The sequence below is a fragment of the Staphylococcus ureilyticus genome (genome assembly GCF_002902235.1).
GTDB lineage: Bacteria > Bacillota > Bacilli > Staphylococcales > Staphylococcaceae > Staphylococcus > Staphylococcus ureilyticus.
Genome location: NZ_PPRL01000120.1, coordinates 15,701 through 41,851 on the forward strand (window position 1 = coordinate 15,701; position 26,151 = coordinate 41,851).

The following is a 26,151-nucleotide window of genomic DNA, read 5'->3' on the forward strand; positions in this document are numbered from 1 at the left end:
TTCATATAAAGACCAACGTTAGTTCGCAGCAATCACTAACTCTCTGAAGATGATACAATATATTACTTCTCCTCTATCCAAAAACGATATCGAATTGATATTAATTATATTTAATTCTATTTTAAAAGTCAACACTCTGTATTATGTTATAATACTGTTTAGCTAAGGAGGACCACTATGGAAAAACAGACGTTTGATATAGACAATCATAAAAATAAACAACTTACTAGACTGGAACAGTTTGAATTTATTTATAAAAAAATCAAACACTTTTTCGTAGGTTTGTTTTTCATATTTAGCTGTTCTTTGGTTATCTTACTCGCAATATCTGTACTTTATTTTCAAAATTTAACAAAAGAAGCAACGCATATGTCAGATAATGAATTAAAACATAAATTATTAAATGTGTCTGGTAATGAAGATATTGATTATAAAAGTGATAACATTTTATCAGAATATAACAATTCTATTAATACACTTATCGTTGGTCCAAAACATGTTAATAGTAATGTGATCAAAGCATTAACCGCTTCAGAAGACAGCTTGTTCTTTCAACATAATGGTATTTTACCTAAAGCCGTTTTAAGGGCGATTGGTCAAGATATATTTAATTCGATGGATGCTACGGGCGGTAGTACAATTACACAACAACTTGTTAAAAATCAAGTTTTAACCAATAAAAAAACATATAACCGAAAAGCAAATGAACTAGTACTCTCAATGCGTGCTGAAAAAATACTGACTAAAGATGAAATTTTATATACATATTTAAATATTGTTCCTTTTGGTCGTGATTATAATGGCACAAATATTTCTGGGATAGGTTCAGCTGCTTATAGTATTTTTGGCAAACCTGCTGAGGATTTGAATATTGCTGAATCTGCTTATTTAGTTGGGTTATTACAAAGCCCCTACTATTACACACCCTATAATGAAGATGGCTCACTTAAACCTAGTGATCAAATCCAAGTCAGTTTAAATAGACAGCATTATGTATTAAAACGTATGTTAGTAGAAGATGAAATTACCCTTTATGATTATAGACGTGCAGAAAATTATGATATTAAATCTCATTTAATGACTAAATAAAATTATTCATTAATATTTTTTACCAAAGTAAAGACTAATCCATACGTAAATGAGTTAGTTTTTATATCTCTAAGATAAACAACATTGCACATAGAAAAACACTTTCGAATGATTCATTTAAAACGAATTCAACGAAAGTGTTTTTATTTAGTCTCACTGATTGAGGTCAGTTTCGTTATAAATTGACCTCTATTTTAAAGTCAGAAATCGTTAGGCCTTTTTCTAAACTTTTTTAAACAAATATTTAGAATAAACCAACTGCATGTCCATCATCTGTAACATCCATTTTTAATGCGGCAGGTTGTTTAGGTAAACCAGGCATTGTCATTATTGCACCAGTCAGTGCGACAATAAACCCTGCACCTGTTTTCGCTTCTAATTCACGGATTGTAATTTCAAAACCTTCAGGTGCACCTAATAACGTTGCATCATCTGAAAATGAATATTGTGTTTTGGCCATACATACAGGATAATGATCCCAACCATTTTCTTTAAATTGTTTTAATTGTTTTTGAGCTTTACTACTAAATGTTACTTTGCTACCGCCGTAAATTTCTTTTACGATTGTTTCAATTTTATCTTCTAATGGTTGCTCTAGTTCATATAAATGTTTGAAATCTTGTGGTTGCTCGATCACTTCTAACACTTCGTTAGCTAAATCGATACCACCTTCACCACCTTTTTCCCAAACTTCTGTTAAAGCTAGTCGTACACCATTTTCTTTTGCCCATTCTTGAACAAATTTAGTTTCTGCATCTGTATCGTGAATAAATGCATTTAATGCAATCACTGGTTCTAACCCATATTTTTTCACGTTATTTACATGGCGTTCTAAGTTTACAATTCCTGCTTTTAATGTATCAACGTTTTCTTCTTTAAGGTTGTCTTTGGCAACGCCGCCATGCATTTTAATCGCGCGAATCGTAGCTACTACTACGACTGCTGATGGTTCAAATCCTGCTTCACGTGCCTTGATATTAATAAATTTCTCAGCACCTAAATCCGAGCCAAAGCCTGCTTCTGTTACGACAATATCAGCTAATTCTCTTGCTGTTTGAGTAGCAAGAATTGAGTTACAACCATGTGCAATATTTGCAAATGGGCCACCGTGTACTAATGCAGGTGTACCTTCAATCGTTTGGACTAAATTTGGTTTGATTGCGTCTTTAAGTATCATTGCTAATGCACCTTCAACTTTTAAATCCGCAACAGTGACAGGTTTACGATCTCTTGTATAACCTACTGTAATTTTGCTGATTTTAGATTTTAAATCTTGAATATCATTAGCTAAACATAAAATTGCCATAATTTCTGAAGCCACTGTAATATTGAAACCATCTTCACGTGGTACACCTTGCGTTGGCCCACCTAATCCTACAATCACATTTCTTAGCGCACGATCATTCATGTCTAAAACGCGTTTCCACTCAATTCTTCTTTGATCAATGCCTAAGTCATTGCCTTGATGAATATGGTTATCAATAAATGCTGATAAAGCATTGTTCGCTGTAGTAATCGCATGGAAATCACCATTAAAATGCAAGTTAATATCTTCCATCGGTAACACTTGAGCGTATCCGCCACCTGTCGCTCCACCTTTAATACCAAACGTTGGTCCTAAAGCTGGTTCACGTAATGCAACCATTACATTTTTCTTTAATTGGTTAAATGCATCAGACAAACCAACAGTAACTGTTGATTTCCCCTCACCAGCTGGTGTTGGGCTCATAGCTGTTACTAATACGACTTTCCCTTTGTTATCTTTTTGTTTAACTTGGTTAATATCTATCTTAGCCTTATAGTGTCCATATGGTTCTAAAGCATCTGCTGGAATACCTACTTTTTCAGCTATGTCCCCTATAGGTTGTAATGTTGATTGATTAGCAATATCTAAGTCTGATAAATGTGCCAAATTCATTCGCCCCTTCTTTTATAAATTTTAATCACTTTTAAAAATCAAATTTCAATCAGTGAGTCAAAATTCCTTACATATTCATAATAACCAAATAATGTTGTGTTGTCGATTAATAGAGATAACGCTTTCAAAATAATAAGCTACTTTTGTAAAATTATGATATACATTTATACTCATATTGTTTTATTACACTAAAAACTCCTTTATTTCAAAATTTTAAGCAAAGTTAAAACCTATCAATAAAGGAGTGTTTTTAGCAATTTTTGCATGTGAAATAAAACTTTAACACTTTGTATTTAATTAATCTTCCATCGTACTTAAGTCGCCTTCTGGCAAGTCAAGCTCCCATGCTTTTAGTACGCGACGCATAATTTTACCTGAACGTGTTTTCGGTAATTTTTCTTTAAATTCTATTTCACGTGGTGCAGCATGTGCAGCTAAACCTTCTTTAACAAACTTACGAATTTCTTCTTTCAACTCATCACTTTCCTCAAATTCAGAGCGTAGCGCAACAAATGCTTTAATAATTTCACCGCGTACAGGATCTGGTTTACCAATGACGCCTGCTTCTGCAACTGCTTCGTGCTCCACTAATTTCGATTCTACTTCAAATGGACCTACGCGTTCACCAGCAGTCATGATTACATCATCAACACGACCTTGGAACCAGAAATATCCATCTTCATCTTTATAAGCTGAGTCTCCAGATACATACCAGTCACCAATGAAATACGATTCATATTTTTCAGGATTATTCCAAATAGAAATCATCATGGATGGCCAACCTTTTTTAATTGCCAAATTACCCATGCGATTAGGAGGTAATTCATTACCTTGATCATCTACAATTGATGTCTCAATACCTGGTAATGGTTTACCCATTGAACCTAATTTCACATCCATCGAAGGATAGTTTACAATCATATGGCCACCTGTTTCAGTCATCCACCAAGTATCTAGCACACGCAGTCCAAATACATCTTTTGCCCATTTAATGACTTCAGGGTTTAATGGTTCACCGACAGATAAAATACTCTTTAATGATGACAAGTCATATTTTTCAACAATATCATCACCAGCACTCATTAACATTCTTAATGCTGTTGGAGCCGTATACCATATAGTCACTTTAAATTCTTCTATCATACCATACCATGCTTCAGGAGAAAATCTACCTCCCGCAATACAATTCGTAACGCCGTTTAACCAAGGGCTAAATATACCATAAGATGTTCCAGTGACCCATCCTGGATCTGCTGTACACCAATACACATCATCATCTTTAAAATCAAGTACATATTTACCTGAAATATAATGTACTAACATCGCTTTTTGCGCATGTAATACGCCCTTAGGTTGACCAGTTGAGCCTGATGTATAATGTAAAATCAAACCATCATCTAAATCTAACCATTCCGTTTCAAATTGATCACTCGCTTGTTCAAATTCACTATTGAAATCTACATATGCACCATCTACATCATTATCAACTACAATGATTGTTTCTAAATTTGGTAACTTATCTACAGGTATTCTTGGCAATAAACTGTTAGTAGTCACTATTACTTTTGCCTCACTATTTTCTAGTCTATCCCCAACAGCTTTTTCCATAAATGCTTCAAATAATGGGCCTACAATTGCACCTATTTTCAAAATACCAAATAATGCAAAATAAAGTTCAGGTGTTCTTGGCATAAAAATAAATACACGATCACCTTTTTCAACGTTGGCTTTATCTTTTAAAACATTTGCAGCTTTATTTGATTTTGATTTCATTTCACTGAAAGTATAACTTTCTTGTCGCTGATCATCTTTATAATGAAGTGCAACTTTTTCTCCTTTACCTTCATCCACATGGCGATCGATACATTCATGCGCCATATTCACTTTACCTGTGTCATACCATGAAAATGCTTTTTCGACCTCTTTCCAATCAAAGTTGTTGTATTGCTTCTCATAGTTTTGAAGGTTAAAATTTCCTTCTTCCCCTTTATATACTTCTACTTTCATTCTAAATCCCCCTCTTAATGAAATCGAATGCTTAATGCATATTATAACTAATAAATTCACAATTTTCAAAATAATTGGTGTAAACGGATACATTATCGTGTTAATTTTCTCCGAAATCACTTATACTAAAAGTATTAAAGGGTGAATATGACATTCATCTACAGTCGTTTGGAGTGAAAAAATGGAACATATAAAAACGTATCAATTTCAAACATTTCATTTGGACGAAGGTACATTTATAATAGAAGGCCCTGTCTCTAGAGAAAATCTTGAACTTATGACTTTTGATGATGGACTTTCTGCTTTTCGACAACCTAACGATCAATTTATAGCTATAAAAGAAATTAGTGAATTAAAAGAAGGTAGAATTTTTGTAATTAGAAAGCATGACCATATTGTAGGTTATGTCACTTATCACTATCCTGATCCATTAGAACGTTGGTCTGATGGTAACCTTGAGTATTTAATTGAACTGGGTGCGATAGAAATCAGTTTACCTTATCGACATTTACATTTAGGCAGTAAACTCATTCGTTTAAGTTTGGCGGCCGATGAATATGAAGATTATATCGTTTTAACTACTGAGTATTATTGGCATTGGGATTTAAAAAATTCAGGTCTAGATGTTTTTGCTTATAAAAAATTAATGCAAAAATTAATGGGTTATGGGGGCCTAGAAATTTTTGCTACAGATGATCCTGAAATCACTAGTCACCCAGCAAATTGTTTAATGGCAAGAATAGGTGCACGCATTTCCATTGATCAATTACAAGCATTCGATGATTTAAGATACAAGAATCGCTTTTTCTTTTAAAGGGGAGTTAAATCAATATGAGCAATACCCAAAAAACTGGTTTTGTTTATTCAAACGAAATCTTACAATACCGTTTTAGTAATCAACATCCTTTCAATCAAATGAGATTGAAACTGACAACTGAACTATTAAGTGATTTAGGTTATTTAAAACCTGAACACATTGTTAAACCGCGAATCGCTACAGATGACGAATTAAATTTGATTCATAGCTATGATTATATACAATCTATTAGACGTGCATCACATGGCATTTTAAATGACAATGAAGCTAAGAAATATGGCTTAGATGGAAGCGATACACTACAGTTTAGAATGATGCATAAACACAGTGCACGCATTGTGGGTGGTGCCCTTAATTTAGCTGATAAAATTATGGACGGTACATTCACCAATGGTTGCCATTTAGGTGGTGGATTACATCATAGTTTGCCAGGTCGTGCCAATGGTTTCTGCATATACAATGATGTGGCAATTACCATTGCTTATCTCATCAAGCATTATGATTTACGAGTAATGTGTATAGATACAGATGCACATCATGGGGATGGAACACAATGGAGCTTTTACACTAACAACGATGCATTAATTTATTCTATACATGAAACAGGCAAATTTTTATTCCCTGGTTCGGGAAACTATACAGAACGCGGCAATGAACAAGGCTTCGGTTATACCGTCAATATACCACTTGAACCCTACACAGAAGATGATTCTTATCTAGAAGTCTTAAATGAAACATTAGAACCTGTGGTTGCCTCTTTCAAACCTGATATCATTTTGAGTGTGCACGGTGTAGATATTCATTATTTAGACCCACTCACACATATGAGTTGTACATTAAATGCACTATATGAAATCCCCTATAAAATTAAAGCATTAGCAGATAAATATACTGATGGAAAAGTAATTATGTTTGGTGGCGGTGGTTACAATATTTGGAAAGTTGTACCTAGGGCATGGACGCATGTTTTTTTAGCATTAATTGGTGAACAACAACAGCAAGGCAAATTACCTGAAAAGTGGATCGCTAAGTGGACACCCTATGCTACTTGTGAATTACCTACAACTTGGAAAGACCAAAAACTAGATTATCAATTAATACCTAGACGTAAAGAAATTACAGAAATCAATATGAAACATGCAACTCAAGTATTAAGTTGGTTTAAATAACATTGGTATTCATTATTTTATTACATAAAAATACAGACATGATAAAGCCCCACTACTCAGTTCGTTGAGTTAGTGGGGCTTTTGCACGAGTTTCAGCTCAGGTGACACTTAAATTCTGTTCATTCTTACTTAACTCGGACAACGAAATCATGTTACATAAAATTTATGTCCAAGATTCTGCTGTTTTATTAACTTTATTGTGTTGTACCTCTGTATTCAATTCTATGTGGTAAAATCACATTAGGTTCATCAATTTCTTCTTCGTTCATATATTTGGTTAATAATCTCATTCCCACTGCACCAATGTCATACAACGGCTGAATCACACTTGATAATTGCGGTCTAACCATTTCAACTAAACGTGTGTTATTAAAACTAACAATTTGTAAATCATCTGGAACAGTTACACCTTCATCTTGTGCTGCATGAACTAAACCAATTGCTTGTTCATCACTAATTGATAAGATAGCATCTGGTTTACTAGATTTTAATGCGTCAAATGCACGTAAACCATCTTTATAGGTCTCATTGCCATTGAAAACTAATTGTTCATCTAATGTTAATTGATTTTCTGATAAAACCTCTTTTAATCCTTCTAACACATCTTCTTGTGCCTTTTTGGAATAGTCTCCGCCTACAAAAGCAAAACGTTTTGCTCCTTTTTCTATTAAGTGCGCTGTGATTTCTTTTGCAGCTGTTTGGAAATCGATATTGACTGATGAAATTCCTTCATCTTTACCGTTCGTACCTGACACGACTACTGGAACAGATGATTTATTAATCAATTCTTTAATTTCTTCTGATATCGTTCCACCTAAAAAGATAATGCCATCTACTTGCTTACTTAATAAATTATTAAAAATTTCTTTCTCTTTGCCAGGGTCATTATCAGAATTCGATATGATTGAGTGATATTTATACATTGTAGCAATATCTTCTAAACCACGTGCGAGTTGTGAATAATACACATTTGAAATATCTGGGATGATTACCCCAACAGTCGTCGTACGTTTACTTGCTAATCCTCTTGCTACTGCGTTGGGACGATAACTCAACTTTTTAATAACTTCGTTCACTTTGTCTCGTGTTTCCGGTTTTACATTTTGGTTACCATTTACGACACGCGAAACAGTAGCCATAGATACCCTTGCTTCTCTAGCTACATCATAAATTGTTACAGTCATAAACTTCCTCCTTGAAAGCGATTTCTTTATTATTATACTCTGTTTTCATAACATTTTCAAAGTTTACCATATTTTTCGTAAATGTAAAATCATTTTGATTTGAATGTCATAATAATGTCAATTTCATAATAATTTATTAAATCTTATTTAAGTATAAGTTTTTATTTCTATTTCAATCATTTTCAAAAACAGTAATTAATATTAATATAAATTCATATAAATAGCTATTGAAAAGAAATATAAAAACCTCTATAAGCACCTAAATAATTAGTATGCAAAATAGAGGTTATAAAGTCATCGTATGGTATAAATTATTTTAATTGTTTATTGTTATACATATCAGCTAATGGTTTTAATTCATTGTAGAATTTTTCAAATTCATTTAAATCCATTTGTTGACCGCTATCACTTAAAGCAACAGAAGGATCTGGGTGAACTTCTGCCATAATACCATCAGCACCAACAGCTAAACCTGCTTTTGCAGTTGGTAACATGATATCTTTACGTCCAGTACTATGTGTAACATCTACTAAAACTGGTAAATGTGTCCCCTGTTTTAAAATCGGTACTGCTGAAATATCTAATGTATTTCTTGTAGCTTTTTCATATGTACGTATACCACGTTCACATAAAATTATATTTTCATTACCTTGCGATGCAATATATTCAGCTGCAAAGATAAATTCTTCGATTGTAGCAGCTAATCCACGTTTTAATAATACTGGCTTATTAGAACGTCCTGCTTCTTTTAATAATTCGAAATTTTGCATATTACGCGCACCAATTTGGAAAACGTCTAAATATTGATCAGCGATTTCAAAATCTGCTGGATTTACAATTTCACTTACAACATTTAAACCATATTTATCTTTTGTATTTTTAAGTATTTTTAGTCCTTCTTCACCTAAACCTTGGAAATCATAAGGTGATGTACGAGGTTTAAACGCTCCACCTCTAATGAACTTTTCACCTTTGGCTTGTAAATCTGCTGCAACTGTATCTACTTGTTCTTGTGATTCAACTGAGCATGGACCAAAAACAAAAGATTTATTACCGTCACCGATAATACCTTTATTATCAAACTGAACAATTGTATCTTCTGGTTTCAATTTTCTAGATACATATAAATGTTTTTCATTCTCTGATTTTTGCAAGTCAGTAGAGGCTTTAAATATTTCTTTAAATAGTTGTTTAATCACATTATCATTAAACGGACCTTCGTTTTTATCTAATAGTTGGTTAATCATTTCTTTTTCACGTTGAGGGTCATAAACCATTGTACCCTGCTTGCGCTTTTCTTCACCTATTGTTTGTGCAATCTTCCCTCTTTTAGATAAAAGGTCTAGTATTTGTTCATTAATTCCAACAATTTCATCTCTGTATTCTTGTAATTTGTCTGTCATTTTAGTCACCTCTATGAAAATTTTACAGCGATATTTTATTCTGCTTTAAAGCGATAAAATATTTGTTAAACGTAATTCTAACAATAACTGCATATAAGTTCAAGTCTCAAACGTAAAAAATCACTTTTAAAGTGAATACGTTTAATGATAACTGAATTTTCTGTTATTTTCTAGCCGTATTTTTACACTATTCCATAAATAATCAATTTATACCAACGCTCATCACAACGTATGCAAGGATATTATACCCCACTTAACATAAGTGACTATACTTATGTTATCTAATGCGGGTAGTTGATTCGTTAATTTTTAGTTTACTGATAATTGTAGGAATAAGTATTGAAGTGTCCATTGACAGTGTATGTTGAGTAAAGATATACATTTCACATATAAGGCATTTCGTTAATTTAGTTGAGTAATGTTTATTTAATTATACGTAAGTGCCTTATTTTTTGAGTAACAAAATATCAATTATACCGATTTTGTAATGTGCTGACACCCAGAGGAATCGTATGAGTGAGAGACTACAGGCTCGAACCATATCCTAGCCAAGCATGGACAGTCAAAAACGTAAGATTTTAACTATAAAGAGGACCAATCCATATTATGCATTGGCCCTCTTATTTTGAGTATAGAATTTATGTCCGAGACTGCTTTTGATTATAGAATTTATTCCAAAATCACATAACAGTTTTAATCATTAAATGTTCTTTTATCTATTTTACTTTTTGCTTTTTCAGTCTTTTTGCTTTGCAATCTATTTTTTGAATATGTTGGAACCTCATTGTCAGAATTAGAGCTATCAGTACTATTATTAGAAGATTGCTTACTAATACCTTGTTCAGCATTATCATGTACAATTATACCGTCTTTAAACGACACACTTTTATGTGTTTGTTTAACACGTTGCTCTGCAGCCTGAGGTGTATTTTTAGTTGAAGATTGATCATGTTTATCAGCAGAATTTTCTACTTTATTATTATTTTCAACTGCATTATCTAATTTCTTTGTAACTAAATTAGGCACTTCTTGATTACCTTTGACTGTTAAAGATTCAGGTTTTAATAAATTAACGGTTTTTTCAGCTACTTTTGGGTCTTTAGACATTGCATCACGTTTTTGACTCGCTGCTAATGCTAATCCCGAAGCAGTAATACCACCTGCAATTGTTGCTGAATTTAAGCTATCTTTAGCTTCAGTCTTGTCATTTTTTGTAACTAAATTAGGTACTTCTTTTTTAGAATTAGATTTTACACTTTCTTCTGTTACAAGTTCAGTTGTATTTTTCTTAATTGTCGGGTCATTTGTTAAAGCTTTATTTTTTTCTTCAGCAGCATTGGCTAATTTCGTAGCCGATACTGTATCATTTTTTTGTGATTCGTTAGACGTTGAAGCAACTGTAGAATCAGCTAAATGATGTGTTTCTGACTCTTTCTTGATTGCATTTTTTTGAGCATTCTTTTCACTATCAGTTGGTTGTGCTTGTTCATCAATATTATTCAAGCCTTCTGATGTTTCATCCGATTGTTGTTCAGTTAATGTATCTTGTGCTTGTGGTGACGTATCAGATAAGTTGTGAGTAGCCGTCTCTTGTTGAATTGCAACTTTTTGCGCACCTAATTCATTGTTTGTAATTGCTTTTTCTTTAATATGCGCAACTTGACGTTCTGCTTCTAGTTTGTCATTTTCAGCTTCTTTAACTACATTTGATTTGAATGTTTTATTACTTTTAGGAACGGATTTCTCACTTTGACGTGATTTACTAATAGACACTAATCCTACAGCCGAACCTATCACAGCACCTACTATAAATCCATAAACAAACACATTTCTAGCACCGGATGTAAAATATTCTGGTACTTCATAACTTTCTAAATTTCTTTCGTAATCATCTCGATTATAGTACTTCATATTTGAATGCCTCCTATAACAAATGCACTTAAATAAGTTTATACCTCATTTAAGTGCATTTGTTTTTTAAGTATATAAATGATTAATGGTCAACTCGTGTAGTATAGCTGTGATTTGCATCATTTGCTACGCTACTTGTTTTATAATTTGCACTTTCTCTACGATTTCTTCTGTTTTGCCATTTGTCAGCAACTTCCATTGCAACATTTGACCATTGTACAACTTGAGAAATTTTATCTTCATTTTGAGAAATATTGTGCGTGATTGAGTTTGTTACTCGATCAACAGAACCATTTAATGTTTGAACTGAATCACCGATACCTTTAACAGCATCAACGACAGAGTTTAAACGTTCTGATTTATCTTGAATATCTTCAGTTAAGCGATTCGCTTTATGAAGTAAATCAGTAGACTCACGTGTAATCCCTTGAATTTGTCCTTCAACTCCATCAAGAGTTTTAGCAACGTGATCTAAATTTTTCTTAACTGAAAGTAATACAACAACGATTCCTATACATAACACTAAAAAAGCAATCGCTGCAATTATTCCAGCTATAGGTAAAATCCATTCCATTAAAAACGCCTCCTAAAAAAACATATGTTGTTATTTAATATAAATACCCACATCATTTTAACATAAACATATTAAAATGAGGTAGTTACACCGATATTTTCCATATATGCGCGCTGGATTTTTTGTATATCGCCTGCACCCATAAATAAGATAACCGCATCTTCATATTGTTCTAAAGTATTTACACTTTGCTCATCAATAAGTGTAGAACCATCTACCCTTTCAACCAAGTCTTGAATAGTTAGTTCGCCATTGTTTTCTCTTATTGAGCCGAAAATTTCGCATAAAAATGTTTTATCCGCAAGACTTAAACATTCAGCAAATTCTTCTAAAAAAGCTTGTGTTCTACTGAAAGTATGTGGTTGGAAAACAGCTATAACTTCTTTATTAGGATATTTTTTTCGTGCTGTCTCAATTGTAGCACTAATTTCTCTTGGATGGTGAGCATAATCATCTACTAATACTTGTTTACCTGCCTTAGTTTCATTAAATCTACGTTTTACACCACCAAATGTTTCTAACGCTTCTTTAATATTATCAACGTTCAATCCTTCTAAATAACTGATTGCTATTACAGCAAGTCCATTTAAGATATTATGGTCTCCAAATTGTGGAGATAAGAAGGTATCATAAAAATTATTATTAATATAAACATCAAATTGTGTACCTTTCTCACTAATTTGAATATTATCCGCATAAATATCGTCATTTTCAGAAAATCCATAATAATAAATAGGTACATCTGCTTTTAAATCACGAAGATATGGATCATCTCCCCATGCGATAATTGCTTTTTTTACATTTTGCGCCATTTCTTGAAAGGCATTAAATACATCATGCACATCTTTAAAATAATCTGGATGATCAAAATCAATATTTGTCATAATTGTATAATCCGGATGATAACTTAAAAAATGTCTACGGTATTCGCATGCTTCAAAAGCAAAGTAATCACTAGCTGGAATACCTAATCCAGTACCGTCACCAATTAAAAAGGATGTTTTTTTATCTCCATTCATAACATGTGATAGTAAACCAGTTGTTGATGTTTTACCATGCGCACCTGTTACAGCAACTGAAGTATATTGGTTAATAACATGACCTAAGAAATCGTGATAACGAATCACTTCTAAATTTAAATCATGCGCGCGTACAACTTCTTCATGCGTATCAGGAAATGCATTACCTTGAACAATGACCATATCTTCCTTAATATTATCTGCATCAAAAGGGAGAATTTTTATACCTTTATTTTTTAATGCGACTTCTGTAAAAACATAATTCTTAATATCTGACCCTTGTACTTCATTTCCAAGATCATGCATGATTTGTGCTAATGAACTCATTCCGGCACCTTTAATGCCGACAAAATGGTAATGTGTCATTGTAACACTCCTTTATCTCTATATTAATTATCATTTAAATCAGACTCAGTGATATACACATCTCTGGGTTTAGAACCATTTGCTTCCGAAATATAACCTAACTGTTCTAATTGGTCTACAATTCTAGCAGCTCGATTATAACCGATTTGGAAATGTCTTTGTATCAGTGAAGTAGAAATATGTCCTTCTTGTACCATAAATCGACATACATCGTCGAATAAATCATCTTGCGGATGACTTTCTACTTTTTTCAACAATTCTTTTTCTTCAAAAAGATAATCAGGTTCACGTTGCTGTTTTATAAAATCAACGACATCATCAATTTCTTCATCAGAAACGAAAGTTCCTTGTACACGTATTGGTTTGTTCATTCCACTTCCTAGGTAGAGCATATCTCCATAACCTAATAAGCGTTCTGCTCCACCACTATCTAAAATTGTACGTGAATCTACGCTTGAAGATACCATAAAAGCAATACGTGTCGGTATGTTCGCTTTGATTAGCCCTGTAATTACATTTACAGATGGTCTTTGTGTTGCAACTAACATATGAATTCCACATGCGCGTGCTTTTTGTGCAATTCGTGCAATTGATTGTTCAACCTCTTGTGGCGCCATCATCATTAAATCAGCTAATTCATCTATTACTATAACAATTTTTGGCATTCTATCATCATAATTTGCCTTTTTATTAAATGCAGTAATATTTCTAACATGATATTTAGCAAATACTTTATAACGACGTTCCATTTCTTCCACTGCCCATTTTAAACTTTGTGTAGCAGCTTTAACATCTGTAATAACAGGAGATACCAAATGTGGCAAACCGTTATATGGTGCCAACTCAACCATCTTAGGATCGATCAGTAATAATCTTAGCTCCTCAGGATGATTTTTATACAATAATGACATTAAAATGCTGTTAATAGATACTGATTTACCTGAACCTGTAGCACCAGCAATTAATGCATGAGGCGTTTTTGCTATATCCATAACTAACGGCTCATTATTAATTCTAAGTCCCATAGCAACTGTTAATTTAGATTCAGCATTTTTAAAAGTATTATCTTCTATGATAGAACGTAAATTAACAGGTGTTGAAGACTGATTTGGCACCTCAATACCTACTAAACTTGTACCTGGAATAGGCGCTTCAATACGTATGTCTTTTGCTGCTAACGCCATTTTAATATCATCTTGTAAGTTAGTGATTCTTGATACTTTTACACCTTTTTCTACAGATAATTCAAAACGAGTCACGCTTGGCCCTTCTGTAACAGTTTGAACTTCCGCAGGTACATTGAAATAGTAAAATGCTTCATTTAATTCTTGTTTCTTTTCTTCAATCCACTGATTATCTACTTCATGGACCTTAGGTTCATCCAGTAAATCAATACTCGGAAGTTTAATATTTGGACCTTTTCGTATAGTTGTTTTGCTTTCTTGGGATGCTTGCATGCTTTGGTTCTGCTGATTCACAGAATTTGATTTATGAGAAACGGTAGCATCTACAGAATGTTTATCCACATGATTGGTTTCTGCATTTTGTGGTTGTCCATTATACCTGTGACTTATAACTTCATTTTTGTCATCTATGCTGGATGCTACTTCTTCATCCTCAGTCAACGTTTCAGATTCCGTATTTATAAACATATCTTTTGACTCATTAGCATTAGAATTATGTTCTTCCAGGTTAGTTTCAGTTTGCATTTGTTGATTAAATGCAGCAGTTGATTCATCTTTTTCACTTTGTGCCGTTTTATCTATTTTTTCATCTGATTGTTGTAATTCAGTATCATTTGAGTTCACAAAAGCATGTGTGTCGTTAAGATTTTTCTTGGCATCAAGCATTCTTTTTTTGTCAGATGGTGTCATTACTACATTGAAAGGTTTTGGTTTGCTTCCTTTCGAGTTGATTGTATTTTTATGTTGTTGATTGTTTTGTTCATCGCTATTCGCTTTAGCGTTTGTTTTAACATGATCTTGTTGTGCTTCATTTTCGTTATTCTCTGACATTTGCACGTCATTAACAACTGTTTTTTCACCATTTTCATCCGCTTCAGTTGAAGTTGATAAATCTTCTTCATTCCGTGATTCATTCTGATTAATATCATTAGACTCATCTACATATTGCTCATCTTCTTTTTCAAAATGATGTTTAGTATGCAATGATGTATGATCTAATACATCATCATTTTCACTTTGTGACGTTTTTCGTTCATTGTTATTAGTTTGTTGAGTCAAATCAACTGTATTTTGTGTCGTATCTTTTTGATTATCTGAAATTTCTCTATAGGTAGCTTCCGAAATACCAGTATTATCAATAGTTCCATTTGAATTTTCGTCATGATGGTGCAAATGATTGTCTATATCTGCATGATCAATATCTTGAGAAAGATTTGTTTCATCGTTAGCATGATTCGTTGATGATTCTGTAAGATTTGATGCTGTTTCTACATTTTCTGTTTGATTTTCATTTGTATTTGAAACATCGTCAGAGTCGTTAATGTTATGTACATTACTTATATTGTCTAAATTAATTTCTTGATAATTGTATTGTGACGTATCAATTTGGTCAGTTGTATCATGTTCATCCGTTGCATCTTCACCAGACGATTTTGTTGAATAGTCTGTATCACTAATTTTATTTTGTGCACCATCTAATGAACTTTCTCCAATATATTGTTTTGCTTGCTGTGCATACATTTCATCAATTGCTTTTTGAATTGTATCTTCATCATTTTGTTGATTTTCTTGACGCTTCTGTTGCAATGCTTTTTTAAATTGACGTTTTTGAAGCACTTTACGTTCACGTTCGCGACGAATTTCTTCAACAATTTGAGAAGCATAGATATTTTCTATATTGATGGTATTATTCTTTTTTGGAGTAGTAGTAGCTTGTGATACATTTTCTTGTTGTATCGACTTATCTAGTAGTTGTTCATTGCTCTTTTTAGCTGATGGTTGTTCGCTATCAACTTGAGAAGGTTGATCAAACGTTGTTTCAGCATTGTCATTATGGTCATTATTAGAATTTGATTTGCGTTCTTCTTGCACTTTATTTTCATTATCATCTTTAAAACGATGATTAGGTTTTATCACACCATTTTCTAAAGGGTGTGGTTTTTTAGTGCCAAAAATAGCTGACGGAACCTCGCTAGCTTTAAATTCACTTTTATGATATTGAGGGGTAGTAGGCTCATGTCTTTTTGTACTATGACCATTTTCACGTCCAGTACCACCTAAAACGTCTGTTTGAATTCTTGTTCTTTTGCCTTTGTGTTGTCTCTTTTCTTTTTGAACTTCATTATCTAATGACGCATTTGTTTTACTACGAGATGTTGCATATGATTCTTTAGATGATTGAGTAAATTTATCTGTAGCATTTTCATTAGCCATTTGTCTCCTTCTTCTGTGGCTGTGATTCTCAGTTTGGTGACTAGTTGATTTATGGTCAGAATTTTTAAATTCATTTTCTGATTTTCCATTAATAGCGTCCTCAGTTTCACTATTTTCTTCTAAAACACGCATTGGAAATCTAAATTTCCCTTTAGGTCTCTCATAAACATCGTTATTTTGAGGAAGTAATGTGTCTTGATGTTCTTGACTCTTTTGACGTCGTTGGTTTCTTTTATTTAGATAGTCTTTATTAGGATCATTTTCTTCTCCAAATAATTTGTCGAACCAGCTCATTCGGACATTACCTCCTTCTATTCTTCAAAAAATGCCTGTCCAACTTTGTATTCATCAGACAATACCATAATACCTTTTTCTTGTGGTGCATTTGGTAAATTTAATTCTTTCATAGAACAAATCATTCCACTTGAATCTACACCGCGTAAGGCTGCATCTTTAATAACCATTCCACTTGGCATTACTGCACCTACTTTTGCAACAACGACCTTTTGGCCTGCTTCAACATTCGGCGCACCACAAACAATTTGTAGCTTTTCTGTTGCTACATCTACATTCAATACGCTTAATTTATCAGCATCAGGGTGTTTTTCTTTAGTTTCAACATAACCAACAACAAATTTTGGTGATAAATCTGCATTTAGTTCAAACGTGAAACCAGCATTTTTAATTGCTTGTTGTAAGTCCTGAATTAACTTCTCATCCAACTTTATATGTCCATTTCCATCAATATCTGACACTTTTGATGCATTGAATATATTAAAACCTACAATCTTGTTATCTTGACGAATTGCTACTACATCATTCTTCGTCTCATACGTAAATTCGCCTGTTGCGGGCTCAATTTGTAAAAAAGCTACATCTCCTACAGCTTCTTTATTGTAAAATAAATTCATTTTTTTAACTCCTTATTCCTTATCTTTATTTTCATATTGTTTTCGAGTTGCTTCTAATCTTTGGATGACATTTGGGTTTCTTTTTTGTTTATTATTTTTACCCAAAATAAATATTGGCTCAAAATGTCCATTATCATAAGCTAATGAAAGTGACGTAATTGGAACTAATCCTTTCGTGAAGAATTCCATCGTTAAGTGTGCCATAACATCGTAACCTGTTTTATTTCGAATATCAGCAATAATCAACACGTCTTGATGCGGTACTGCCACCAACATCTCACCTTCACATTGCGCTTGTATGTCATTTAAAAAGGTAGAATTTAAAATTCTACTGGCATCGTAACCATCATTTGAATTTACAAAATAGAAGATATTACCCTTAACTTCATCGGTTTTATATTTGTTTTCAAGTTTTCGAACATTAAATAAAGCCATTTCTTTCACTTGTTGTTTAGTAAGATTTAATTTTTCTAACATTTGCTCATCTATCAATCGATAAGATTTTCCTAAATCTACTGCATAATAAATATTAGTTTCTGCAGTATGTTTATCTATAACAAATGAATTACCTTCTTTGTCTTTTTTATCAAAACTAGGCGACCTTAATACAGGCATTATCTCAATATTCTCTGTTTCAGATAACGCCTCCCCTTTCATTTGTTCAATCGCTTCTTCGACATAATATACAATTTCATCTACAATATTTTCTTTTTGTTCTTTATATTTCGCTACAATTGTTGAAAGTTTGACAGTGACACCTTTGCCATTATCATTTCTAGATACGTGTAGCGTTTCTTCATCACGATTAAAACTAAATTTGACATCTAAATGTTTTAATCTATCTTTTAATTTATCTCTCATTTGAAAGACATTCATCGTTAACACTCCTATTTACGTGTCTTTATACAGTTTACAATAAATATACCCTTAGGAACAGAAAAAAAGTAAGTTCTAAGGGTATATTTTTATCGTGCACTTAATAAGATTCATTCACTTTATGTTTATAAAGAAGCTAAAAAATTATCTATCTGTTCAATGGATTTACGCTCTTTTCCAATATAACTTCCAATTTGTTGTCCATTACTAAATACTAAAAAACTAGGAATGCCCATAATACCATGTTCAATGCAAATATCTATAAATTTATCTCTATCCACTGATACAAATTTATAATTTGTATACTTCGCTTCAAGTTGTGGTAAGTCTGGTTCAATCACTTTACAATCTGGACACCAATCAGCAGTAAATAAAAATACAGTGTGCCCTCTTTTAAATTCTAAAAATTGTTGTTCATTTTCTAATTGTTCCATCTAATCACTCCAAAACATTATTTATACTGTAAAGTATTTATTATTTCGTCATCCAAATTTTTAACTGATTGTAATATTAAGTTTCTTGCAGCATCATAATCACGAAAATCAAATACTGCATTTGTACTGTGAATATAGCGTGCACAAACACCAATAACTGCAGTTGGAATACCAATGTTTGCTTTGTGAATTTCTCCTCCATCTGTACCGCCTGGAGACATATAATATTGATATGGAATTTGAAATTTGTTTGCTAAATCTAATAGAAAATCTCTAAACTTTGGTTTTAGTATCATCGTACCATCTTTTATACGAATCAATGTCCCTTGACCCAATTCACCGGAAAGATTTTGCTTTCCTTTCATATCATTTGCTGGCGAACAATCTACTACAAAAGCTACATCCGGATCGATTAATTCAGCAGAGGCTTTTGCACCTCTTAACCCAACCTCTTCTTGAACATTTGCGCCAACATATAAATCAAAATCTAGCTCTACGTCTTTTAATAATTCTAATAATTCTATACCTAATAAACAACCATAACGATTGTCCCACGCTTTACTAGCAAACCTATGCTCTGATAACTGTGTGAACGGTGTGTCTGGAACAATAGTATCACCAATTTGAATGCCTCGATTGATAACATCTTGTTCACTTTCACAACCAATATCTAATAATAGGTCCTCAATTTTTGGTGCACCTTCGTTACCTGTCCTAAAATGTTTCGGTATATTCGCTACAACTCCTATGATTTCTTCATTGTTTCTTGTTTTAACTTTTAGTCTTTGACCTTGCCATATATCAGTCGCTACTCCACCTAAATTCGTGAATTGTAAGAGCCCATTATCTGTGATGTGCGTTATTAAAAAGCCTACTTCGTCCATATGAGCAGCAACCATTATTTTCTTTGAATTTTTAGATTTAGCTCTCTTAACTCCATAAAAGCCGCCCATTCGATTGTATACAAAGTCATCTACATACGGTGACATTTCAGATTTCAAATATGATTTAACGTCATCTTCAAATCCTGGCGCTCCATGTAATTCTGTTAATATTTTCATTCTTGATAATGTTTTACTTTTGTCTATACTCAATGTCATTCACTCCTTAATATTTATTATATCATCTTCATTATGGTAAACTATAAATATGAATTTATTGGGGGTAGATTGTAATATGTTGAATAAAAAAAGTTGGTTCTTCATCGGCTTAATTTCAATAACAACTATTGTTGGATCAATTTATTTTTATACGCGTCAAAAGCAACTACAAAATCGTAATCCAGAAGCTATTATTACAGATGTAAAAACTTATTTTATGAATGTTGTAGGTTCTTACATACTAAATGAAACGATAATGTATCAAAATGCTGGCGATCAATTAGAAGTCTTTCAAGGTGGTATCACTACCCTTCATAATGGCAAACGCACTTATTATGATTTTTATGCCGACGCTAAAACTGGTGAAGTGATAAACATCATTGAATGTAAATGATAAACGGTTAAAGTTATGAACATACTTGTATCATGTAGAAAATATTTATTGACTACACTGAGATGATTACAATGAAAGAAATAAACTATATTACTGCTCAAACTATGAAGACATTGATTGTATTTTTAGTTAAGATATAGTGCTATTTCAAATGTTCAAAACTTTAACCTTTTATTTTATTCTCTTGTAATGTAATGCTCGATTTCAGATGGTTCCTTTTGATTAAATTTTACAGCAAAGTAATTTACATCATGATAATATAAAAACCAGTAATTTTCTAAAATGAATCTAGGTATCATGCGTTCTTTTTCTCTTATAGACTGCATTGGATAATCATCGTAAGCAGTTACCCACAGTGGATTTTTATGTGCGACTGTAGGAAAAATATCCCCCATATGTACTGCTTTTTCTCCTGCATTTTCTACTGTAATAATAGAGTGACCGTAACTATGGCCACCAGTATGATACATATTAATCCCTTTGACGATTTCAATTTCTTTTTCAAACAACAATAATTTATCGGTGAAATCACCATTATTTTTCTGCCAATAAGTTGATTTACTTCGTATATTTGGGCTAACAAACTCATGCCATTCATCTTGTTGAATAACATGAATCGCATTTTTAAAAACTGCATGCCCTTCACTATCAGTTAATCCTGACGCATGGTCAAAGTGTAAATGTGACATTAAAACATAATCAATATCATTCGTTGTCAAATTAAATAATTTTAAATCTTCTTCTATATTACTTTCATAATGCACACCAAATATTTTACGCTCTTTTTCGGTAAGCTTATGATTACCAATACCAGTATCAATAATAAAGTTAAATTCTTCCGTTTGTATTAAAATTGGATGTGTAGGTAATGGAATCCGATTTTCCTCACTTTGCTCATATTTTTTAGCCCATAAAACTTTCGGAACCACACCAAACATCGCTCCACCATCAATATTTGTAACGCCACCGTTCAGGTAATGTATCTTGAAATTTCCTAATTTCATAATCAGTCCCCATTTCTTGATTTAATTACTCATTAATTAATATAGTAATATAATACTCAGTACACGTAAAATAACGAAATTTGTTAGTCTTCTGCTACAACAAAATTTCATGGTGATTTTGTCATGTACTGACGCCTAGGGAAATGATATGAACGAGAGACTACAGGCTCGAGTCATATCCCCAGGCAAGCATGTACGAGCAAAATCGTAGCACAGTTATAATAAAAAGGACTAATCCGTCATTGTTGCGGATTAGTCCTTTGTTTTGAACGTGAGATTTTGGGCTGCGTCATTACAAATATTTAATTACTATGGAATTTTGCTTCCATTCTATAAATTCTTGAACCTCTGTCTGAAAACTTGCGCTCATATTCTGTTTCAATATTATTTTCTTTTTCTTCTTGGTGCAAGTTCAAATTTATTTTTGTAAAATACATACCAAATTGGGACATACTTTCTAAGCTATAGGCAAATAATCCTCTATTATCTGTTTTAAAATGAATCTCACCATCTGTTTTTAAAACTTGTTTATACAAAGATAAAAACGTGTGATACGTCAATCTACGCTTAGTATGTCTTCTTTTCGGCCAAGGATCAGAAAAATTTAAATAAATACGTGAAATTTCACCATCTTTAAAGTATTCATTTAATTCTATCGCATCGTTACATATCAATTTAATATTCGTTAGATTTTGCTCTCTCACTTTATCTAACACTTTGACCATTACATTTTTTTCACGTTCCATAGATATAAAATTAATTTCAGGTCTTTGTGCAGCAAGTGTTGTTATAAATTGTCCCATGCCGGAACCAATTTCAATATAAATTGGTTGTTCTTTGTCAAACCACTCACTTATATGTCCTGCATGGCTGCCATCTGTGTCTACAATATCAGGATGCGATTTTAAATAATCTTCTGCCCATGGCTTGTAACGCATTCTCATTTTCTTGATAACTCCTTATATAAATGCATTGTTATTCATTACTTCGTTTAAGAACTTCAGCCACATATTCATATCTTTATAGCGTTTTTGTTCTTCATACCACTGAACCATACCAATAGATTGTACAGCAGTATACCATTTCATTCTTTTTTGCAAGTCTATAGAATCTTTCGTACCGTAATCATTTAACCACTGAGGCCATTTATTTTCAGGAACGTAATTGTATAGCAGCATGCCTAAATCAATTGCTGGATCTGCAATCATTGCACCTTCCCAATCCACTAAAAATAGTTCATCGTGGTCAGACAACAACCAATTATTATGATTGACATCTCCATGGACAACTGTAAAAAATCTAGGGTCAAGACTTGGCATATGATCTTCTAAATAAGTTAATGCCTTTCGCACCACATGGTGTGTTAACACTTCTCTAGATAATGAGGCGTTTATTTTATTTAACAAAATATCAGGCGTAATAGGATACATTTCCATACGCTTCAACATATTCAAAAGTGTTTTTGAACTATGTATTTTTTTCAATAAATTAGCTACTCGTTGTTCATACATCTCATCAAAAGTTAACTCTCTGCCATTTTTCCAATGTTGCGCCGTCACGACTTCCCCAGTCTCTATTCGTTTCGTCCATACGAGCTTAGGTACAATACCTTCAGCAGACAAGGCTGCAATAAATGGGTTTGAATTTCGTTTTAAAAACAATTTCTGCCCATCTTGTTCAGCCATATATGCTTCTCCAGATGCACCACCTGCTGAATCAAGTGTCCACCCTAATTGATAAAACTGCTCCAACACGTTCACCTCACTTTCAATTAGAAAATGGCTCCAGAAAACAGATTTCGAGAGCCAAATATAATCATTTTCTAATACACACACTTTTAAACTTAAAACTCTATATTACTGTCATTATATGATAACGACCATTTTGTCCCATAGAATCAAGTTTTTATATTTAAATATGAAATACTGTATCGAGATTGATAATAACTTTAACATCATATCATATATCATCTCGTAACAGTATTTTTTTCGAAAAATTCCTTTAGTTTTTTTAAATGAAATTTCATGTCTCAATTTCAAGTCTCATAGAAGATTTTATAATGTTTAAGGATTTATTTCAACCAATAATGAGAAACAAAAAGTCACATTTTACTACAGTATTTTTCTATAATTTTTAAATCGGCTCAGTTAGCATTATAACATAATTTAGCTTTGGTAAAAGTTACATTTTATTTCCTTTTATGGAAAATATTAACTATCTGTGTCAATGTATCTATTAAATCCTTCTTGTAACGATTTCGTTATTGGTCCAACTTCTCCGTCTCCTACTTGTTCACCATCTAATTTTACGACTGGCATTACTTCAATAGATGTACTAGACACAATAATTTCATCTGCATTTCTTAAAAAATCTACAGTAAATGTACCTTCATTAAACGGTATACCTTTTTCTTGAGCAATATCTTTTATGACCATACGTGTAATACCATTCAATATATAATTATTTACTGGATGTGTATAGATTTCTCCAGCTTTAATAGCATAAACATTGCTTGATGATCCTTCAGTAACAATATCACCTCTATGTTGAATAGCCTCTTGAGCGTTATATTTAACTGCACGCTCTTTAGCCAACACATTGCCAAGTAAATTCAAACTTTTAATATCACATCTTAACCAACGAATATCTTCAGTTGTAATCGCATTAATACCTTCTTCTAATAACTTATAAGGACGATCGTAAGTTTTAGTAATTGCCATCACATTCGCTTCTACTGATGGCGTAGGAAATGCATGGTCACGAGGGGCTGCTCCACGTGTAACTTGTATATATACGCCACCATTAACGACACCATTCGCTGCTAATAATTCTTGGATTAATTCTGTAAGCTCTTCTACATTATATTTCAATTCTAAACCTATTTCTTTAGCACTTCTCAAAAGTCTTTCAAAATGTGGTTTGGCAGTAAAAATATTATTGTTGTATGTTCTAATATATTCATATATACCGTCACCAAATACATAACCACGATCATTGTATGGTACGCTTGCGTCTTGTTCGTCTACTAAATGTTCATTAATAAGTACTTTTGTCATCATCATTCCTCCACACATAGAGCATATAAAGCTTCTAAATAAATACTAGTTGCATTGAATAATTGTTTTTTCGTAATATACTCATTTTTTTGATGCATTAAATCTTCTGAATCATTAAACATAGCACCAAATGCGACACCTTTATCTAAATTTCGAGCATAAGTTCCACCACCAATTGTGTATGGTTCAGTTTGGTCACCTGTTTGGTTACGATATGTTTTCACTAAAGTTTGTACGAAAGGATCATTTTTATCCACATAGTGAGGTGTTTGATTTTTACCTAATGCTATAGAAAAACCAAGTTCCTGAATCTCACCTTTAAAACGAGTCATAGCTTCTTCAAATTCAAAACCTTGCGGATATCTTAAATTAATACCGAATTGACCACCATTTTGATTATCATATGAAATGATACCTATATTTGTAGTTACATCTCCCATAACATCTGTGTGGAATTTCATTCCCATTTTTTCACCGAAATGAGAATTGAATAAATACTGTTCACTAAATTGAGTGAAATTTTCAGCAGTTTTGTCTAAACCTAATTGGGCTAAGAAATGTAATAAGTACAATCCAGCATTCACACCAATAGATGGATCCATACCATGTACAGCTTTACCGTATGCTTTAAGTACTAATACGCCACTATCAACGATACTTTCACCATTTAAATTATGCTCAGATAAAAATTGTTCGAATTTTTGAATGACGTCAGTCATATTTTCTTTAACCGCAAGTTTACCAATTGCTTCGTCAGGTACCATGTTATAACGTTGACCTGATGTAAAAGAAATAAGTTCGTATTCTGGTTCATCTTTATCTTCAGCTTTTTCATTTTGAACCACATCAAAAGTACTAATACCCTTTTCACCGTGTATTGCTGGGAATTCAGCATCAGGTGCAAACCCTAAAGTTGGCATTTCTTCAGTTTTAAAATAACGCTCTGTACATTTCCAATCTGACTCTTCATCAGTACCTATAATGATATGTATACGCTTTTTCCAATTAACTTTCATATCGTTCAATATTTTCACGGCATAATATGCGGCAATTGTTGGCCCTTTGTCATCTAGTGTGCCCCTTGCAATAATCTTATCTTCAGTTACAACCGGATCAAAAGGATTAGTATCCCAACCATCACCAGCTGGCACTACATCAACATGACATAAAATCCCCATAACATCTTCGCCTTCACCAGCTTCAATACGCCCTGCAATATGTTCAACATCGTGAGTATCAAATCCATCACGTTCAGCAATTTCGTACATATAATCTAATGCTTTACGTGGTCCAGGTCCGACTGGATTATCTGAAGAAATTTCATTATCATCTCTCACACTTTCAATAGATAATAAGCCTTTTAAATCATTTATAATATCTGTTTCGTATTCTTTCACTTTTTCTTTCCACATTTAGCATCAACTTCCTTTTTAATACTTATATATTTAATATTTTACATGAAGTAGTACAGAAACTACAGCGAGATGTGATTATTATTTTAAAAAATTCACTGTATAATTA

General features: G+C 32.7%; 21 protein-coding genes. 4 read left to right on the forward strand and 17 right to left on the reverse strand.

All coding sequences use genetic code 11. The features are described 5' to 3' along the window. Positions 1–177 precede the first annotated feature (177 nt). Positions 178–1,089 (forward strand): biosynthetic peptidoglycan transglycosylase, encoded by a 912-nt coding sequence (locus tag CD150_RS11035; protein ID WP_064208831.1) that lies wholly within the window; start codon positions 178–180, stop codon positions 1,087–1,089. Positions 1,090–1,333: 244 nt separating this feature from the next. Here the strand turns inward: CD150_RS11035 and CD150_RS11040 are convergent, their stop codons facing one another. After that, positions 1,334–3,001 (reverse strand): formate--tetrahydrofolate ligase, encoded by a 1,668-nt coding sequence (locus CD150_RS11040; RefSeq protein WP_073341688.1) that lies wholly within the window; start codon positions 2,999–3,001, stop codon positions 1,334–1,336. Positions 3,002–3,304: 303 nt separating this feature from the next. Continuing rightward, complete coding sequence (gene acsA, locus CD150_RS11045) at positions 3,305–5,014, reverse strand: acetate--CoA ligase (RefSeq protein ID WP_103161590.1); 1,710 nt, start codon at positions 5,012–5,014, stop codon at positions 3,305–3,307. A 181-nt stretch (positions 5,015–5,195) separates the two neighbouring features. On the opposite strand from acsA, the gene CD150_RS11050 reads away from it, so the two are divergent. Together CD150_RS11050 and CD150_RS11055 are read left to right on the forward strand one after the other, a co-directional pair. After that, complete coding sequence (locus tag CD150_RS11050) at positions 5,196–5,828, forward strand: hypothetical protein (RefSeq protein WP_046206833.1); 633 nt, start codon at positions 5,196–5,198, stop codon at positions 5,826–5,828. A gap of 17 nt (positions 5,829–5,845) precedes the next feature. After that, a complete protein-coding gene (locus CD150_RS11055) occupies positions 5,846–7,000 on the forward strand; it encodes an acetoin utilization protein AcuC (protein WP_103161591.1) in 1,155 nt (384 codons plus the stop codon). 194 nt (positions 7,001–7,194) lie between these two features. Here CD150_RS11055 and ccpA read toward each other — a convergent pair whose 3' ends face one another. The 10 genes from ccpA to CD150_RS11105 all read right to left on the reverse strand — a co-directional run bounded on the left by ccpA (position 7,195) and on the right by CD150_RS11105 (position 20,170). Beyond that, positions 7,195–8,184 (reverse strand): catabolite control protein A, encoded by a 990-nt coding sequence (ccpA, locus tag CD150_RS11060; RefSeq protein WP_073341680.1) that lies wholly within the window; start codon positions 8,182–8,184, stop codon positions 7,195–7,197. Between the two features lie 311 nt (positions 8,185–8,495). After that, positions 8,496–9,587: a bifunctional 3-deoxy-7-phosphoheptulonate synthase/chorismate mutase gene (locus CD150_RS11065; protein WP_103161592.1), complete on the reverse strand. Its 1,092-nt coding sequence runs from the start codon at positions 9,585–9,587 to the stop codon at positions 8,496–8,498. A gap of 693 nt (positions 9,588–10,280) precedes the next feature. Further along, positions 10,281–11,498, reverse strand: coding sequence for a hypothetical protein (locus tag CD150_RS11070; protein WP_073341675.1), 1,218 nt, complete (start codon positions 11,496–11,498; stop codon positions 10,281–10,283). Positions 11,499–11,580: 82 nt separating this feature from the next. Next, complete coding sequence (locus CD150_RS11075) at positions 11,581–12,072, reverse strand: DUF948 domain-containing protein (protein ID WP_046206829.1); 492 nt, start codon at positions 12,070–12,072, stop codon at positions 11,581–11,583. Positions 12,073–12,143: 71 nt separating this feature from the next. Next, positions 12,144–13,457, reverse strand: a complete 1,314-nt coding sequence (gene murC, locus CD150_RS11080) for a UDP-N-acetylmuramate--L-alanine ligase (RefSeq protein ID WP_046206828.1) — start codon at positions 13,455–13,457, stop codon at positions 12,144–12,146. 23 nt (positions 13,458–13,480) lie between these two features. Further along, the gene (locus CD150_RS11085; RefSeq protein WP_073341672.1) at positions 13,481–17,149 is read right to left on the reverse strand and encodes a DNA translocase FtsK; all 3,669 of its coding nucleotides are present in this window, start codon (positions 17,147–17,149) and stop codon (positions 13,481–13,483) included. A 17-nt stretch (positions 17,150–17,166) separates the two neighbouring features. Next, entirely contained in the window at positions 17,167–17,766 is a 600-nt protein-coding gene (gene ytpR, locus CD150_RS11090; protein ID WP_046206826.1) for a YtpR family tRNA-binding protein, read from the reverse strand. A 12-nt stretch (positions 17,767–17,778) separates the two neighbouring features. Then, positions 17,779–18,642 carry a DUF1444 domain-containing protein gene (locus CD150_RS11095; RefSeq protein WP_073341669.1) on the reverse strand — a complete coding sequence of 288 codons (864 nt, stop codon included), beginning with the start codon at positions 18,640–18,642 and terminating at the stop codon, positions 17,779–17,781. A 125-nt stretch (positions 18,643–18,767) separates the two neighbouring features. Then, positions 18,768–19,076 carry a thioredoxin family protein gene (locus tag CD150_RS11100; protein ID WP_073341667.1) on the reverse strand — a complete coding sequence of 103 codons (309 nt, stop codon included), beginning with the start codon at positions 19,074–19,076 and terminating at the stop codon, positions 18,768–18,770. Between the two features lie 17 nt (positions 19,077–19,093). Further along, on the reverse strand, positions 19,094–20,170 hold the full coding sequence (locus CD150_RS11105; RefSeq protein ID WP_073341664.1) for a M42 family metallopeptidase: 1,077 nt from the start codon (positions 20,168–20,170) through the stop codon (positions 19,094–19,096). A gap of 82 nt (positions 20,171–20,252) precedes the next feature. On the opposite strand from CD150_RS11105, the gene CD150_RS11110 reads away from it, so the two are divergent. Beyond that, positions 20,253–20,570: a hypothetical protein gene (locus tag CD150_RS11110; protein ID WP_046206822.1), complete on the forward strand. Its 318-nt coding sequence runs from the start codon at positions 20,253–20,255 to the stop codon at positions 20,568–20,570. A 176-nt stretch (positions 20,571–20,746) separates the two neighbouring features. On the opposite strand, the gene CD150_RS11115 is transcribed toward CD150_RS11110, so the two are convergent. The 5 genes from CD150_RS11115 to pepV all read right to left on the reverse strand — a co-directional run bounded on the left by CD150_RS11115 (position 20,747) and on the right by pepV (position 26,042). Beyond that, a complete protein-coding gene (locus CD150_RS11115; protein ID WP_073341662.1) occupies positions 20,747–21,574 on the reverse strand; it encodes a YtnP family quorum-quenching lactonase in 828 nt (275 codons plus the stop codon). A 302-nt stretch (positions 21,575–21,876) separates the two neighbouring features. Beyond that, on the reverse strand, positions 21,877–22,518 hold the full coding sequence (gene trmB / locus CD150_RS11120) for a tRNA (guanosine(46)-N7)-methyltransferase TrmB (protein WP_064208824.1): 642 nt from the start codon (positions 22,516–22,518) through the stop codon (positions 21,877–21,879). A gap of 15 nt (positions 22,519–22,533) precedes the next feature. Continuing rightward, the gene (locus CD150_RS11125; RefSeq protein ID WP_064208823.1) at positions 22,534–23,325 is read right to left on the reverse strand and encodes a phosphotransferase family protein; all 792 of its coding nucleotides are present in this window, start codon (positions 23,323–23,325) and stop codon (positions 22,534–22,536) included. 459 nt (positions 23,326–23,784) lie between these two features. Further along, positions 23,785–24,630, reverse strand: a complete 846-nt coding sequence (gene dat / locus CD150_RS11130; RefSeq protein ID WP_103161594.1) for a D-amino-acid transaminase — start codon at positions 24,628–24,630, stop codon at positions 23,785–23,787. 2 nt (positions 24,631–24,632) lie between these two features. Continuing rightward, a complete protein-coding gene (gene pepV / locus CD150_RS11135) occupies positions 24,633–26,042 on the reverse strand; it encodes a dipeptidase PepV (RefSeq protein WP_073341659.1) in 1,410 nt (469 codons plus the stop codon). Positions 26,043–26,151: the final 109 nt, after the last annotated feature.